The sequence below is a fragment of the Myxacorys chilensis genome (genome assembly GCF_059505265.1).
This window is the reverse complement of sequence record NZ_JCACKG010000284.1, coordinates 1-14,294: the sequence shown is the minus strand read 5'-3', so window position 1 is coordinate 14,294 and position 14,294 is coordinate 1. Positions and strand designations below refer to the sequence as shown.

Below are 14,294 nucleotides of genomic sequence, written 5' to 3'. Positions count from 1 at the left end.
ATAATTGGTATCAAGTAGGTACTGATAGGTCATTGAGTGACACTAAAGTGTGATGTCATCGGGGGAGTAGTCCGTCATCTATATCAGGAAAATCATCTGTGATGTCTTGCAACGTAGACAGCAGGGAAAGTAGAGAACTAGGAGGAATGGGTTCAATAATTAACCGATGACCTTCTTTGCGTAACAAAACTTCTGTACCCGATAGGGCAAATTCGGGGGGAATGGTTAGGACTTGATCTTGTCCGCTTGTGAGTAGAGAAACATGGCGTGAGTTTTGCATAAGCGACCTCTTTGTTCTTTGAAGTTCCAGAGAATTAATGGATGGCTGCATCGCGGCTCGGTTGAGGGAGTGCGATCGCTTTTTAATCATTAAATTTCATCGTTACTTGCCTCGGATTGCTCAACCTGCTGCTGATGGATAAGGATCGGCAAGCAACAGAGTCTTAATGTGAACCACCATATGTACGACATCAGCGGACTCATGAATTCGCCATCATTAATCAAACCATGAGCCATACGATTTCTCAGGTTACTACCAGCGCGTTCAATCAACAGACACCTTAAGTCAAATAGTGTGTCTTCATCAAGGATAGAAGTTATCTCTGTACGATAAAGAGTAGAGTTCAGATTGTGTTCGTTCTGAATACCACTATCATCTAGTCCAGAAGTAATGATGCCCCTTTGCCACATTAGGTAGCGAATGGAGTTTTCAATTTGGGGAATCAGAATGTGAGTAGAAGTGAAAAAGTCTCCGGTAAGTCCAGCGTGAAGTCCCTTTGCAAACAGATATTTACGGTTTGGTGGAATGAATGGGCTATTCGATACAATTTCGAGAATGTCGTTAATTCGTGCATTATGCTCTAAGTAAATTTGATATCTTGCAGGCTCAATACAAGCTTGAGCTTGCAAGTTTTGATAATAAATAGCGTTCCGGCACATCTCAAAGTGGGTCGCAGCCTCCGCTTCTTCAGGATTGTTGGAGAGAACGAAACCAGGTTGACGAGCAACAACTTTTCCCATTTCATTCATCATGACGATAGGGAAAAGGTGAGATGCTACAAACTCACCAGCTTGCTGCTGTACTTGTTGTCTCAATCGAGAGACATCAGTTGGAGCACCCAAACAAGCCAAAGCAAAGAGCGCTTCTTGAAAGTCTTTACCCCTAACATGATTTCTGGCTTGCTCTACTAACTCACTAATATCCATTTCGTGAGAACTAGTAATCATCTCATTGCGAGTCTCTTCTTGGTACTGAAGAAAGAGCCTGTGAACTTCCTTAGCCTTTGCTTTAGCATCTGCAGTTTCTTCCTTAGTACCGCGAATGTTCTTGTAGGCTTCTACCGCCTGTTGCATGAACCGTGACGCCCCTAAGTAGCTTGGTGGAGTTCTCTTTAGAGCGGATTCGGCTTCCTTTACGTAAGTCTCGGCGGCTAACATTGAAGCATCACGTTCTTTGCTGTAGTCTTTCTCCATGCGATGCCATACTGCTTTAATATGCCAGAGCGTTCTTGCTCTGCGCCAGTCATGAGCTAATTCTGCTGAGATCGCAGCTTTTTCAGCAAGGGCTGCATATTCTACTGGTTCGCCAAGCTCGTGTTCTTGCAGTAACTCCATCAACTTTGCAGACAACCATAGAGGATCTTCTCCTTGGTAACGATCTAGAACTGCCTCTATATGTGCGACAACAACATCAACCTGATACCTGATTCTGCACGACAAGCGAAGCGCTCGCTCAATTCTGTCAGCACAAGCACTCCACTGATCGGGATCTTCTAATGTTGTTGCCGATTGTAAATAAGCAGGAATTGCTAACTGAGCCATACGAAAGTTACGTTGTCTAGCCCAGAGAATATCTGCTACTCGTGCTTGAAGTTCGGGATCTGATATTTCAGGTGCAATTTCGGCAAGAAAGTTTAGCTGTTCGTCTGTAAGATTTTTGAAAATATCAGCAAAAAACTCTTCAGTTGATTCTGGCTTAATTGCAGCACTAGTCACGGCTGTCAGAACTGCAAACACGGCTTGATTTCTAAGGTTTCCTACTTCTTGCGCCTCCTGTGCTTTTTTCCAAAAGGCACGGTCGTAATCAAAACAGTCCTTCCGCTCACTGCTATTCACCACATCTTGCCAGCAAGAGTTAATGAAATCATCTTTTGTCAGAGATGGGTTTAATGACGACATAGTACAGCTTTACTTTCTGCATTTCCTACTATGCCAAATTTCTGTCAATTCAGCTTCTCTGAACCTTGACAGCCTGCATTGCACCTACTATTCATACCAGTGACGATGCAGATGAAGAACGTTATATTAACAGGACTTAGAAAGACTCCTCGGTTTCAAATTGCGCCCTCTTGCCCATTCCCACTAACGTTGTGTGGAAGATTGTTGAACGCATCGTACTGCTTGGAGTGCTGCTTCACGAGTCTGTTTTTCTTGCAGCAGATTAGCAACCTTGAGTGCTTCGGCAGGTTGCTTAAACTGAGCATATTGAACCGCGATCGCTTCCAGAAAACTACCCCGATCGGTGCTCGACTCAAGCACCGTTGCACCATCCAACCCAAATCGATCGACCTGCGATTCCTCACCTGGAATGATTTGAGCTACCCGAACTGCCTGAGCCAAAATTGGCATCGCACGATCGAGCTGTTGCAATTCACCATAGCGTTGCGCGATCGCTAACAATAGTGCTGTCTTGTTGTTCGCAGACGTGAGTTGATTGACCACAGGCAACACCAAATCAAAGCGATTTTGCTTCAGTAGTGCCGTCGCGCTCGATTGCAATCGTCCCTCCCGAATTCCCTGATCTTTGGTGTCCTGCGCCAGTTGAAATGCGCCGACATATTGCTCAGCTTCCATAAACACAGCGAAGGGATTATCGGCAGGAGGCGCGATCGCGGGATCACTCATATTCACATCTAACTGACTCACTTGCTTCAGCAGTGGACGAAATTCAGCTTGATTCGTTTGGGCATAGACCAATGCGATCGCGGCTAAAGCTTGGGGTTTGAAGCGATCGCGATCAAACAAATCGCCTCCCTCGCGTTCAATCTTGGCTCGGTTTGCCCGGTCAAGAACATCAATCCTCTGCTGCGTTTGCTTGAGCAACTGATTTGCCAAAGTGACATTGCCAGAGCGATGCATCGTCAGCGCGATCGCGGCCAGCGATCGAATGCGCGACAAAGGGCGATTATCCAGCGGCAGTTGGTTCACCCATTGAACGGCTTGCTCATACGGAGCCGTCTCCGCATAGACAGTCGCCATGTTGACGATTTGCCAGTCGTGCAAACCATAATCAATCCCCGAGATCCGAGTCCATTCGGTGCCAATCCAGTCGAACTGTTTTGCCCCTACAGCAATTTGAAGCAACTCCCAGATATCAATTTGGGACCAAGGCTGATTGTTGCCTGGAATCGCTCGCAGCCGTTCTGATAGCAACTGTTTTACTTTAGTCGTTTGTCCAGCTTGACGATAAGCCGCGATCACTGACTTGAAGGCTTCAGTTTGAGACGTTTTTAGCAGCCTTGTCAGTTGCAAGGCTTCATCTCGCTGCCCCACTTGTAGATGAGCGTTCACCAGACCTTTGAGCAACGATTCTTGCAAAACCATATCTCGCGCGACTGTGGGCGATTGGGCCAGTTGTAATGCTTGACGAAAAAGTTGCGTCGCTTTGCTCGGCTGTTTTGCACTGTAAGCCACAGCGAGTTGTCCTAAAACAGGTACTTTCTGAGAAGGAGCGGCGATCGCTAGATTGATCTGCTCAGCAGCCTGCAATTTTTGCGCCGTAATGTAGGCTTCTGCAATGCCTCGAAGGGCAATAGATTGAGAGTCTGAATTCTTTGGAATTCGGGTTGCGATTTGTTGAGCGGTTGCGTAGTTTCCAATCTGAGCATAAATAGCTGCCATTCGCTCTAAAATCGTGACCTTAATGGACTCAGAAGTATTGGCAGGAATTTGTTGCAAGGCTTGCTCAACCTGGGCCAAAATCTCTTGTGTGGGTTGGGGTTGTGCAATTGCGGCATAGCCCTGTGCAACCTCAATCAGCGCATTTGCACTAAAAACTGCTCCTCTAATCAATCGGGAGGTCTGACGGGCTTGGCTAAGCGCGATCGTTGCTTTCTGAGGTTGACTTAAAGCGGTATACTGCCGCGCGATCGCAGCCAATCCGCGAGTTTTAATGTAGCTGGTTCCAGGCGTGAGCCGATTCGCCAATTGCAAAAACTGATCTAACAACAGCTCAAGTTGAGCTGGCTGCTGGGGTCGATTCATGAGCTGCATCAATCGCTCAAACCGAGAAACCGGATAACCATTAGTCTCCAAAAACCATTGCTCAATCAAGCCAGCCTGAATCTGCGAATTGCTCAACTGCGGAGCGATGGCTAATCCTTCTTGCAATGCTCCAATAGTGAGGTCTCCATTTTTGGCATCTAATGCGTTTCGTGCTTGTTCTAATGGAATAATAACCTTGCTCTCTAAGGTCTGATCGGGATTGCAGATTGCTGCCACCGATGGTTCCTGAGCAAAGGCACGAGTTTGGGCAACATTTCCTACTAGACTTGCGGCGGCAAGCACACTCAATAAGAGCCAAACGTTAAGTCGAGAAGCCATGCTGTGTAAAAATTCCGGCTAGAAATTTGGGTATGTAGAACGTAGACTTTGTTTCAGGTCGTTCCGTTCCAGCAGACAGACGGCTACTTGAGATCATGATTTGAGGTAGCGATCGCACCACCGCACCATCTCCCACAACACATGCCCAACCGCTTCCTTCGACTGATAGCCATGATCCTCCAGCGGAAGCTCAACCCATCGCACCGTTGCCCCTAATCCCTTCAATGCCTCATAAAAGCGCTCCGTTTGTAGGGGATACGTTCCAGCATTGCTATCATTTGCGCCATGAATCAATAACAAAGGAGCCTTAATCTTCGCGGCCTGCGTAAACGGAGCCATCTGCTGATACGTCTCGACCGCTTCCCAAAAATTGCGTTGTTCGCCCTGAAACCCGAATGGAGTCAGAGTTCGGTTGTAAGCCCCACTGCGAGCAATGCCTAGTTTAAATAAATTTGTGTGCGCTAGAAGATTAGCGGTCGTAAATGCTCCATAGGAATGTCCGCCAATGCCTAAGCGATCGCGATCGGCAACACCACGCTGCACAACATAGTCAACGGCAGCTTCTGCTCCAGCAATCAGTTGTTCTACATAAGTATCATTTGGTTCTGCATCACCTTCTCCAATAATCGGTAATTTAGGATCGCTTAACACCGCATAGCCTTGGGTCAACAGAAACAAAACCGAAGCCCGACTCGGACGACTAAACGTATTTTCTGCGGTTGTGTTCTGCCCTGCTAGCTCCCGATCCTTAAACTCGGCTGGATACACCCAAAACACCATCGGCAACGCCCCATCCCGCTGCGGATCGTAGTGAGCAGGCAAATATAACGTCGCAGACAACGAAACGCCATCTGAGCGTTGATACTGCACCAGTTCTTTCTGCACACCGGCAAACTGAGGGGCAGAATCCGCATACTGAGTCAGGGGAATCGGCAAGCTGTTTCGGGTAGAACGCAAAAAATAATTGGGGGGTTCCGTTTGCGATTGCCGACGAGTGACTAGCGTTTGAGCGTCTGCATCTAACACAGCTTCCACCGTTTCAAAGTACGGATCTTGGCACTGCCACAGCCGTTCCGTTTGACCCGTTGCCAGATCCATCTGATCTAAAAAAGGATAGACGCCTTGCGGTGAAGCACCTCGCCCCTTGAAATAGACCCCTTGACCCTCTGGCGTAAACTGCAAAACCTGGCGATCGTAAGCGCCCTTTTGCATCACGGGCACTCCGGGAGAGCGATATTGATCGTCAAAACTGCGATCGCTGAGCAACGTAGGCGCGATATCTGGTTGATTCGGTCGAATTCGCCACAATCGCGTCTGCCGCGAATCATAATCGCGCTCCCATGCCAAAGCAACATCGTCTCGTCCCCACTGGAGGTTCCAGAACCGATACTGCGATCGCCACAATTCCCTCGGTTCATTCGCAAACGGCGCATCCAATTCGAGCCAGCGATCGCGATGGGGCACGTCTTGACTCGGATCGCCGTCATCCAATGCTTCCACCCAAAACAAAGTCGCTGGGCGATCGCTGCGCCAGGTGACTTGCCTACGTCCTGGACGCACCGCGTCAAACTTAATCGATCGCTGTTCATCTAACGGGAGATCGGCAACTTCGTACACAACCTTGCCCGTTGTATCTAAGACTTGAATCTGTCGAGGGAACCGCGCCGCCGGGACTTGATACGAAAATGGACGATGTAGCCTGCCCAAGAGAATATACTGCCCATCTGGAGACACCTCGACTCCAGCAATTAAGCTGGGCGAGAGCAACTGAGTCCGTTCTCCGGTCAGCAGAACCTGTTCTAAGGTTGAGGCGACATAGTACTCGAACAATGCCTCATCGTGAGCCGTTGCTAAGAGATTGGTATATGTCCGATTGGGAGTTTTTTGTCCCAAATTTTCTTGAATCGAAGGTCCGCTCGGCATCCGAGGAGCAGTGGGTGGTTCGCCTTCGCTTGAGATGACTTTGCAGAGAAACGCCTCATTGGAATGCCATCGGTAGGGCGTTCCATAAGTCGCATTCAAAATGGCTTCCGTCACGCGCCACGGTTTTCCGACAGCAACCTCCAGCACCCACAACTCCAATCCCTCAGGTTGAGTGAGCGTAAACGCTAACTTCTCGCCATTGGGCGACCATTGTAAAAAATCAATGCGATCGCCATCTGGAAGATCGATTGCCGTTCGGGTTTTCGCTTCGATATTTTGAATCCAGACGCGATCGTAGAACCTCTGGCGTGCTGGTGCATGAGTGCGGGGGTTAATCCGAAACCCCGCGATCGCAACGTCCGGTTCTGCCAGATCTGAGATCGCGCACAAATCAGACTGCTCTAGTTCCAACAACCAGCGCCGATTCGGTGAAACGTAAACGCTAGGTGGAGAAGCGGCATTCAAAATTTGAGCAATCGGAGCGGGTGGCGTTTGCCACGGGTGCGAGTCAAACATAGCGCGTGAAAAATGGAGGCAATGCTTCCTACGATATCACTGAGGCTCAATCAGGACTCCCGCAAGATACATCGGTCTCCATCACTGTTGTAAAACGGACTGTTGTAGAACGACCCACGTTCTCTGTTAGCTTTCTTGCACCCCACTCCTACTCAGGCACAGCAACCTGTTCAGATTCAAACCACCTGCGATCGAACTGACAACCCAAATGCTGCTGAATCCGAAGCAAATCTTGTTCGGCATTGCCTAAACAAGTCGTCGCGCCCGGAGAGGGTGTGATGTTGAACCGAATACCAGATCCCGGATCAATCTCTGCCTGTCCTAGAATTAACTTCCGCGCAGTTCTGTCAATCAACTGAGGACGAATGCCACCTACGCCCTGTGCAAATTCTAAGTCCTCTAGTTGTAATGAAGGTACGATCTTACGGGCGTCCTGCAAAAACAACCGACGGTTCAACAGAGGAACCTCAAACGCCATATTCTTGAAGATGTAGTTGCGAATATCCCGCACTTTGAACAAATCCCACAGCACATCTGCAACGGCTCGATCGAGCCGCAGCACCTCCAGATAATCGACGAGCGTTTTCATATTGTCACGCTCCAACAGAGGAAGCGGCAGGGCTGTTGGCCCGAAGCGAGTTTTCCCAGGCATTGTAATATCTGGATCGCCATGAATTGCCGCAAAAGGCAACTTATCATTCTGAACGGTATAAACTTTGCCGTTCAAGACTTGAGGAGTAAAGTAAAAATTTCCCGCGACGGGCAAACACGAGTATTCCAATCCAATTCCCATGCGGTGAGCAAATAACAGGCTGTGTCCTCCTGCGGATACCACAACAAACCGAGCCATCAATGAACCGTCAGGCGTAACGACTCGATAGTGTTCGCCCACAGGTTCGATCTCCCGCACCAAACTGCCCAGTTTGAGGTCAACAACCTTATCCGTCACCGATTGGGCCTGCTCTACAAACGACTGAGCAAGCAGTCCATAATTTACTGCTGTGTAATCACCCAAGACCGCGATCGCAACCACTTCTTCCGAGCGATCGTGTCCATTCACCTGAATCACCTTCGGCTCAATGTCCGCAATCTGGGCTTTCTCCAGCAGCTGCATTCCAGTAAAGTGCGGTTTGAACTGTTCATATCGCTGCCGCAAAAACTCGCACTCCTGGGGGCCAATCCCTAGCACCATTTTGGGAAACGAGTAAATGAGTTGGTCACGGACAGCAGGAGGTAACTGGCAGGCATAGCGAACGATCATCTGAGCCGTTCGCTGTACTTTGATCGCCTTTTCCAGGCTGTAATTGGTTTCAATATCGCCGCAGTGAATCGTCTGGCTGTTGTTTGTGGCTTTAGAGTTGACGGTTGCAACACCGTTGTATTTTTCTAGAAGCGCCACTCGCTTCAAATCTGTGAATTTTGCTACTGAATAGAGTAGGGCTGCCCCCGCTACTCCGCCCCCAATAATTACAACGTCATACAGTGAATTTGCCATGCGTCTCCTGCCCCGAATCCTTTCCATTTTAGAATCGGGTAGTGCTATATCTCAATGGAACCATACGGCTACATCCCAATTCTGGAAATTGTACTTTAATCTAATATGTGCCCCAGTTTTATATCTTGCCCCAGTTTTAATGTACGTTTCTATGAGAAATAGCACGGCTTTCAAATAACTGGCGCAATTTCATAGAGCGTACAACTTTTTTTATAAGTGGGAGGAGCATTTGTCAGAATAAAAGCAGTTTCGATCGAGTTGAGCCGCGATGAATGAACAAGCCGTCCAGCTTGATTTTAGTAGCACCAAGGCAACCAATCTATTGTTGCCCAATCCTGCCGCCCTTGTCAGTTCTAGATGGAGCAATTTCCACTATGAACTCCATCGTCAACCCACATTTGATACACCTGAGCATCAAAGTCCGTGGCATGTCATTGCTCAAGGTCTTTCTGCCACATCTGAGGCAGAACCGTCACCCGGAGAACGCTGGCTAGACGGCAAATTGAGTCGAGAAAGAAGGTGTCAGGGAGACATTGCTATTATTCCTGCTGATGTCTCTCAGCGGTGTAATTGGAAGACTTCAGCCGAGTTCGCGATTCTAGCAATTGATCCTGCTTTGCTTAAACAAGTCGGTCAAGATTGGGTAAATGTCGATCGCATCGAACTGATCCCTCGATTCATGAGCGAGCAAGATACGCTGCTCCAGGGAATCTTTTCTGCTGTAAAAGATGAACTAGAGGCTGTCAAAATGGGGGGCGATTTACTAATTGATAGCCTCAAAACGACATTAGCAATTCATCTTTTGCGAAACTACTGCAGTACACAATCAAAACTCTCTAGCTATGGAGATGGACTATCCTCATCAACGTTGAAACAAGTAGTGGAGTATATTGATGAGCATCTCAATCAGAATCTAAAACTGGTTGAGATTGCAGCGATCGCTCAGATCAGTCCCTGTCACTTTCTGCGGCTGTTCAAGCAAAAGATGGGAGTTACACCACACCAGTACATTTTGCAGCAACGCATTGAGCGAGCCAAGGTTCTGTTGCAGCATCACGAACTGAGCCTTGCGGAGATTGCCCTCCGATGCGGATTTTGCGATCAAAGCCATTTGACTCGATCGGTTAAGCGGAGGGTTGGTGTTACCCCAAAACAACTGCAAGGCGATCGCAAGAATATTCTAAAATCTAGCAACTTTTTTCTAGAGTCCTGAAGTGCTTGCTTTCTAAGCTGTTAGCAGCAAACTCTACTGGAGAAAGAATGCACGAGCCTATCGAGATGAATGCCCCGCTCTGGGGTTTGGTGATCTTCATCTTATGGACGATCGCGATCGTTGTCCTGCTGCTTGTTATCAGAATTCGACATTTATCAGCCGGTGGCTCTGTCAAGGATTTTGGTACACCGAATGATGAAAGTTTGCTCTGGCGTCTCTTTCGGGTACAAGCCAACTTAGTCGAAAACTTGCCTCTGTATCTTGGAGTGGTATTTCTTCTCGCTGTTCAGGGTGTCTCCGGAACCGGAGTCGATGTGCTAATCGGCGTGTACATCGCCTTTCGACTGGTGCATTCTATTATTCACGTTGCTGGACTCAATCCAACCCTGCGGCTGATTTGCTTGGGGATTCAATTGAGTTGCTTAATCGGATTAACTGCTCTAGGAGTTCTAATTTAGCGATCGCTCTACGATCTCATGATTGATGCCGCTTTTCGCGCGGTCGTGTCTTCACGTCCAAATAATTGAGTCGTGTTCTAGACCTGTGGATTTGAGTGGAGAATACTTCTACCCCTACCAGTAAACGCTCCTATGGTTCTGGAAGCCATTCTGTGTCCTGCTTGCCATAACTCCAACATAGACAAACATAGAAATTGGTCATGGTTATTATTTGGTTGACGGAGTGTTAGGACGATTCAAATACTCGTGACTTGCATCTCCGTGGTCTCACCTCGTTTTCGGGTATCCATAACTGAACATCTTAATTTCAATAAAGAGTGGACAATGTAATACTACAAGTGTAGTATGTAAACATCCAGACCTGTAATACAAATACTACAGCCTTCCATGAGACGTATTCTTCTCGCCATCTTACCTAGCGCCATGTCATGTCAATTCCATTGGGATTTGGGCAGAGCATCGGTGTTGTTTGCATGTGAAGGCACGGATCGATTTAGCGGCAGTCGATCCGTCAGTAAAGGCATTGATTACACAGTCACCGGATGGACGAATCCGGAAGCAGTGATGAATAGCGGGCAGTGCAGGGCAACCCCTACACCCACATAGGGATTAAAGTGTATCAACTTCCCCAACCCCCGATCCTAGTCACTAGGATCGGGGGTTGTTTTTTGAGGAGTGAATTCTATGCAATCTCAACAACAGAGTGGGCAACCACACATATTTCAGAACCAGGTGGTGGTGTTTTCAAAAAATTATCTCCCCTTGGCGCGGATCAACCTCAAGCGGGCGATCGTTTTGTTGGTAACGGGACAGGCAGAATCTTTAGGATTCGGCAGTACCCAGCAATGGGAAGTACGCTCTCCCAGTGTCGTACTACAAATTCCTGAGCACATTCGTCTGACGAGTGGCAATCCCGAACGGCACTGGAAAGCACCGCCTGTAAATCGTCGGGAAGTTTTTCGCCGCGACAACCACACCTGCCAGTACTGCGGCAGCACCAAACATCTCACTCTCGACCACGTCATTCCCCGCTCAAAGGGCGGCACTCATACTTGGGACAATGTGGTGGCGGCTTGTCAGAGATGTAACTCAGGGAAGAGCGATCGCCTCTTGCATGAAACTGGAATGGTACTCAGAACCAAACCTAAAGCACCGATTCACCCAGCGTTTGCTTCGCAGTTCCCCAAAGGGGTAAACGCATTTGCCGAGCAGTTCTGGAAAGAACAGCAGCCTGTCGATACCTGATCTCAAACCAAAGAGGTAAGACCGATGTTAAGGCTGAACTTGTTAAAGCTGAACTACACCGAAGTTGGGCTATACATAGCGCACGTTTCCTCGCTGGCATAACCCGTAAATTTAATAGGAGAGGGCAATACATGCATGTCTTCTACTCTTGTCCTCTCCCGTTTCAAAAAAAAGTTGTAGTACGCCTTGACATTTGTAGTATGTTGTATTATATTTGTAGTATGAAATGAAAAAGGAGCTAACTCAATGACTACTCGCTCCCTCCAACCAACGGGACTTCTCTCGAAACTCTCAGAGTTCTTACAAACTCATTTCTCTGGCGCTTCTACGCCGCTTCGAGACAAACCCAATCAGGGAAACCATTCTTCCACCCAACGCACTCAAGCACTCCGCGACCTCCAGCAAACGTATTACTTGGAACGGCGTGGCTTCCTCTAACTCCTGCTGCCACCAGCAAATCTGAACCTTGACAACTGAATCGCCACCTTAGGGAATGTAGCTTAGCCCGGTTCAAAGCAGTCGCCTGTCGAGCGAAAGATCGTCGGTTCAAATCCGTCCATTCCCGCCTTGAAAAGGTTGATTATTTAGGTGTTATGCATACAAGTAATCAACTATACAAAGCCGTGTGGACGACTAGATAAGTCGCTCTGGTTCTCAGCCAGAGAGCAGCGAGTGCAACTCTCGTCGCGGCTCCCAATGAGGATGTAGCTCAGATAGACAGAGCACCTGTTTCCGAGGCAGGAAGCCACAGGTTCAATCCCTGTCATCCTCGTGCGTGGGGACGCGACTGGCAGTCGCCTGCTCCGAAACCAACAAACGGACGATTGCAGGAATGGGGTTCGATTCCCCACGTTTCCACCAAACCTCCAGATTGCCCCTCCAGGTCGCCAAGTGGAAAGGCGTCGGTCTGCAAAACCGACTAGCGAGAGTTCGATTCTCTCCCTGGAGTCCAATCATTGCAGCGTAGCTTAATGGCAAAGCCCCAAGCTCATAACTTGGTCATTGCGGGTTCGACTCCCGCCGCTGCGACCCATGCACAGATGGTGTAACGGCAACATCACGGTCTCCAAAACCGTTGTTCGAGGTTCAAATCCTCGTCTGTGCGTTGTCGTGCCCTAATCGAAAAAGCTTACATACTCGCCCAATGGTAAGGCAACTGTCTCATAAACAGTCTATTACAGGTTCAAATCCTGTGTGTGAATCAACAGCTTTTTCAACTTGCACGGCATTCATTGTGCAGAAGCGAAGTGAGCCTCTTCGAGGGGAGCTTCACAACGAGTAACACGTCTTTCAAGCGTGTGATTAACGGGTTCAAGTCCTTGTCTGCACTGCCAAACTTGCTCATCGTTGAGCATCAAAAGACAAATCATAGGTCGGCTCGCCTATCAGCGTGGGCAACTGTCTGTAAAACAGCCGCTTCTTGCGTTGCAGGTGCGACTCCTGCCCGACCTACCAACGGTTTGTTTGAAATGTATGGAGAGTAAACCGATCAGGCGATCGGCGCTGTTTGCTAAACAGATGGATGAACAATTGTGGTTCGAGTCCACTGCTCTCCGCTGCGTGAGAACGTGGTGTAACTGGATGAACACGTCGGTCTACGAAACCGAAGAGTGAAGGTTCAACTCCTTCCGTTCTCGCTAAACATGGAGGTTGTCCGGCACGGACGAGGAAAGCGTCTTGAAAACGCCTGCGGGTGAGATACACCGTCAAGAGTTCGATTCTCTTAGCCTCCGCTTATGGGAAGTTGGTGAAGCTGGTGCTCACGTGCCGCTGAAGACGGCGAGACGGCGGTTCGATTCCGTCACTTCCCACTCGTTGCCCCATAGCTCAATGGCGGAGCAAGCGGCTGTTAACCGCGAGGTTGTAGGTTCAAGTCCTACTGGGGCAGCCATTCATTGCCGAGTGGACGACATGGAAAGTTGCTGTGACTCTGAATCACGGAGAGGCTGGTTCGACTCCAGCCTCGGCAGCCAATTGCGATCGAGTGCGATCGCGACTTATTGGGAAGTACGCAAACAGGTAAAGCGACTTGACTTTGAATCAAGTGTTTGAAGGTTCGATTCCTTCTTTCCCAGTCGGGAGGTATGAGAGGTTACTGGGTCATTCTCTCTATCCTCCTGTTTCATACTCCTGTAGCCCAACGGGTAGAGGCGGCTGTCTCAAAAACAGTCAATGTGCGGGTTCAAATCCTACCAGGAGTACCACGTGTTAATTCAGAATTTTGGACAACCAAAATTTGTGCTGCTGTAGCCCAACTGGAAGAGGTGCCGGTCTTAGAAACCGGAGGTTGTGGGTTCAAATCCCACCAGCAGTACCAAGTACCGGGATGTAGCTCAGCTTGGTTGAGAGTTGCCGCTTTGGAAGCGGAAGGTCGTAGGTTCAAATCCTACCATCCCGACCATTTGCCCGTACTTCCTTGTTTAGGTGAGAGCAAAGCTCTCACCTAAACAAAACCAAAAAACATTTGCCCTTGTGACGGAACTGGCAGACGTGCTGGCTTCAGAGACCAGATTTTGTGCGAGTTCCTTCGGAAGCGCTTCGCGAACGATTTCCACCGGGAGTACCAAGCACCGACGGCGGAAGTGACCGACGCGCACGCCCGATAAGCGTGTTATTAGCAGGTTTGAGTCCTGCTCGGTGTACCAAATTTCTGAGTGTGACGCAGCAGGAGCGCGTCGGTTGGGGGAACCGAAGGTCGTAGGTTCAACCCTTACCAGTCAGAGCATTCGGGTCGTTGGCAGAGCGGATATGCAGCCGCCTTTTAAGCGGAGAGATCCAGGTTCAACCCCCAGGGCTGTTTCATTGTCAGTGTAGAAAAGCTAGACTCAGCGGTGTCGTGACT

General features: G+C 48.8%; 10 protein-coding genes and 17 tRNA genes. 22 read left to right on the top strand and 5 right to left on the bottom strand.

Going from position 1 to position 14,294, the window contains the following annotated elements; translation table 11 throughout:
• Positions 1-55 precede the first annotated feature (55 nt).
• The 5 genes from AC5JLB_RS28910 to AC5JLB_RS28890 all read right to left on the bottom strand — a co-directional run bounded on the left by AC5JLB_RS28910 (position 56) and on the right by AC5JLB_RS28890 (position 8,536).
• Entirely contained in the window at positions 56-280 is a 225-nt protein-coding gene (locus AC5JLB_RS28910) for an antitoxin (protein ID WP_495877270.1), read from the bottom strand.
• A gap of 89 nt (positions 281-369) precedes the next feature.
• On the bottom strand, positions 370-2,178 hold the full coding sequence (locus tag AC5JLB_RS28905) for a DUF7380 domain-containing protein (protein WP_495877269.1): 1,809 nt from the start codon (positions 2,176-2,178) through the stop codon (positions 370-372).
• 183 nt (positions 2,179-2,361) lie between these two features.
• Entirely contained in the window at positions 2,362-4,602 is a 2,241-nt protein-coding gene (locus AC5JLB_RS28900; protein ID WP_495877268.1) for a tetratricopeptide repeat protein, read from the bottom strand.
• Positions 4,603-4,695: 93 nt separating this feature from the next.
• Positions 4,696-7,041, bottom strand: a complete 2,346-nt coding sequence (locus AC5JLB_RS28895) for an alpha/beta hydrolase family protein (protein ID WP_495877267.1) — start codon at positions 7,039-7,041, stop codon at positions 4,696-4,698.
• 148 nt (positions 7,042-7,189) lie between these two features.
• Positions 7,190-8,536, bottom strand: coding sequence for an FAD-dependent oxidoreductase (locus tag AC5JLB_RS28890; RefSeq protein ID WP_495877266.1), 1,347 nt, complete (start codon positions 8,534-8,536; stop codon positions 7,190-7,192).
• Positions 8,537-8,804: 268 nt separating this feature from the next.
• Between AC5JLB_RS28890 and AC5JLB_RS28885 the strand changes: the two genes are divergently transcribed.
• From AC5JLB_RS28885 to AC5JLB_RS28780, 22 genes are all read left to right on the top strand, one after another.
• Positions 8,805-9,749 (top strand): helix-turn-helix domain-containing protein, encoded by a 945-nt coding sequence (locus AC5JLB_RS28885; RefSeq protein WP_495877265.1) that lies wholly within the window; start codon positions 8,805-8,807, stop codon positions 9,747-9,749.
• A 47-nt stretch (positions 9,750-9,796) separates the two neighbouring features.
• Positions 9,797-10,207: an MAPEG family protein gene (locus AC5JLB_RS28880; protein ID WP_495877264.1), complete on the top strand. Its 411-nt coding sequence runs from the start codon at positions 9,797-9,799 to the stop codon at positions 10,205-10,207.
• Positions 10,208-10,594: 387 nt separating this feature from the next.
• On the top strand, positions 10,595-10,813 hold the full coding sequence (locus tag AC5JLB_RS28875) for a hypothetical protein (RefSeq protein ID WP_495877263.1): 219 nt from the start codon (positions 10,595-10,597) through the stop codon (positions 10,811-10,813).
• A gap of 78 nt (positions 10,814-10,891) precedes the next feature.
• A complete protein-coding gene (locus AC5JLB_RS28870; RefSeq protein WP_495877262.1) occupies positions 10,892-11,452 on the top strand; it encodes an HNH endonuclease in 561 nt (186 codons plus the stop codon).
• Between the two features lie 246 nt (positions 11,453-11,698).
• Entirely contained in the window at positions 11,699-11,890 is a 192-nt protein-coding gene (locus AC5JLB_RS28865) for a hypothetical protein (protein ID WP_495877261.1), read from the top strand.
• A gap of 51 nt (positions 11,891-11,941) precedes the next feature.
• Positions 11,942-12,017 (top strand) — tRNA-Asp (locus AC5JLB_RS28860).
• A 133-nt stretch (positions 12,018-12,150) separates the two neighbouring features.
• Positions 12,151-12,224: transfer RNA gene (locus AC5JLB_RS28855), tRNA-Arg, on the top strand.
• A 105-nt stretch (positions 12,225-12,329) separates the two neighbouring features.
• Positions 12,330-12,404: transfer RNA gene (locus tag AC5JLB_RS28850), tRNA-Cys, on the top strand.
• Between the two features lie 5 nt (positions 12,405-12,409).
• Positions 12,410-12,481, top strand: a tRNA-Ile gene (locus AC5JLB_RS28845).
• A gap of 5 nt (positions 12,482-12,486) precedes the next feature.
• Positions 12,487-12,557, top strand: a tRNA-Trp gene (locus AC5JLB_RS28840).
• A gap of 25 nt (positions 12,558-12,582) precedes the next feature.
• Positions 12,583-12,651, top strand: a tRNA-Met gene (locus AC5JLB_RS28835).
• A 171-nt stretch (positions 12,652-12,822) separates the two neighbouring features.
• Positions 12,823-12,907: transfer RNA gene (locus AC5JLB_RS28830), tRNA-Tyr, on the top strand.
• A 107-nt stretch (positions 12,908-13,014) separates the two neighbouring features.
• Positions 13,015-13,089 (top strand) — tRNA-Arg (locus AC5JLB_RS28825).
• A 101-nt stretch (positions 13,090-13,190) separates the two neighbouring features.
• Positions 13,191-13,263 (top strand) — tRNA-Phe (locus tag AC5JLB_RS28820).
• Positions 13,264-13,268: 5 nt separating this feature from the next.
• Positions 13,269-13,343: transfer RNA gene (locus tag AC5JLB_RS28815), tRNA-Asn, on the top strand.
• Between the two features lie 5 nt (positions 13,344-13,348).
• Positions 13,349-13,425: transfer RNA gene (locus AC5JLB_RS28810), tRNA-Gln, on the top strand.
• A gap of 28 nt (positions 13,426-13,453) precedes the next feature.
• Positions 13,454-13,527: transfer RNA gene (locus tag AC5JLB_RS28805), tRNA-Gln, on the top strand.
• A 51-nt stretch (positions 13,528-13,578) separates the two neighbouring features.
• Positions 13,579-13,656: transfer RNA gene (locus AC5JLB_RS28800), tRNA-Leu, on the top strand.
• A 36-nt stretch (positions 13,657-13,692) separates the two neighbouring features.
• A tRNA-Leu gene (locus tag AC5JLB_RS28795) sits at positions 13,693-13,769 on the top strand.
• 5 nt (positions 13,770-13,774) lie between these two features.
• Positions 13,775-13,853: transfer RNA gene (locus tag AC5JLB_RS28790), tRNA-Pro, on the top strand.
• A gap of 166 nt (positions 13,854-14,019) precedes the next feature.
• Positions 14,020-14,097 (top strand) — tRNA-Ile (locus tag AC5JLB_RS28785).
• A gap of 4 nt (positions 14,098-14,101) precedes the next feature.
• A tRNA-Pro gene (locus tag AC5JLB_RS28780) sits at positions 14,102-14,175 on the top strand.
• Positions 14,176-14,294: the final 119 nt, after the last annotated feature.

Coding starts and splice junctions, on each gene's coding strand:
- AC5JLB_RS28880 (WP_495877264.1), top strand. CDS start 9,797: ATGCACGAGCCTATCGAGATGAATGCCCCGCTCTGGGGTTTGGTGATC.
- AC5JLB_RS28900 (WP_495877268.1), bottom strand. CDS start 4,602: ATGGCTTCTCGACTTAACGTTTGGCTCTTATTGAGTGTGCTTGCCGCC.
- AC5JLB_RS28895 (WP_495877267.1), bottom strand. CDS start 7,041: ATGTTTGACTCGCACCCGTGGCAAACGCCACCCGCTCCGATTGCTCAA.
- AC5JLB_RS28910 (WP_495877270.1), bottom strand. CDS start 280: ATGCAAAACTCACGCCATGTTTCTCTACTCACAAGCGGACAAGATCAA.
- AC5JLB_RS28865 (WP_495877261.1), top strand. CDS start 11,699: ATGACTACTCGCTCCCTCCAACCAACGGGACTTCTCTCGAAACTCTCA.
- AC5JLB_RS28905 (WP_495877269.1), bottom strand. CDS start 2,178: ATGTCGTCATTAAACCCATCTCTGACAAAAGATGATTTCATTAACTCT.
- AC5JLB_RS28875 (WP_495877263.1), top strand. CDS start 10,595: ATGAGACGTATTCTTCTCGCCATCTTACCTAGCGCCATGTCATGTCAA.
- AC5JLB_RS28870 (WP_495877262.1), top strand. CDS start 10,892: ATGCAATCTCAACAACAGAGTGGGCAACCACACATATTTCAGAACCAG.
- AC5JLB_RS28890 (WP_495877266.1), bottom strand. CDS start 8,536: ATGGCAAATTCACTGTATGACGTTGTAATTATTGGGGGCGGAGTAGCG.
- AC5JLB_RS28885 (WP_495877265.1), top strand. CDS start 8,805: ATGAATGAACAAGCCGTCCAGCTTGATTTTAGTAGCACCAAGGCAACC.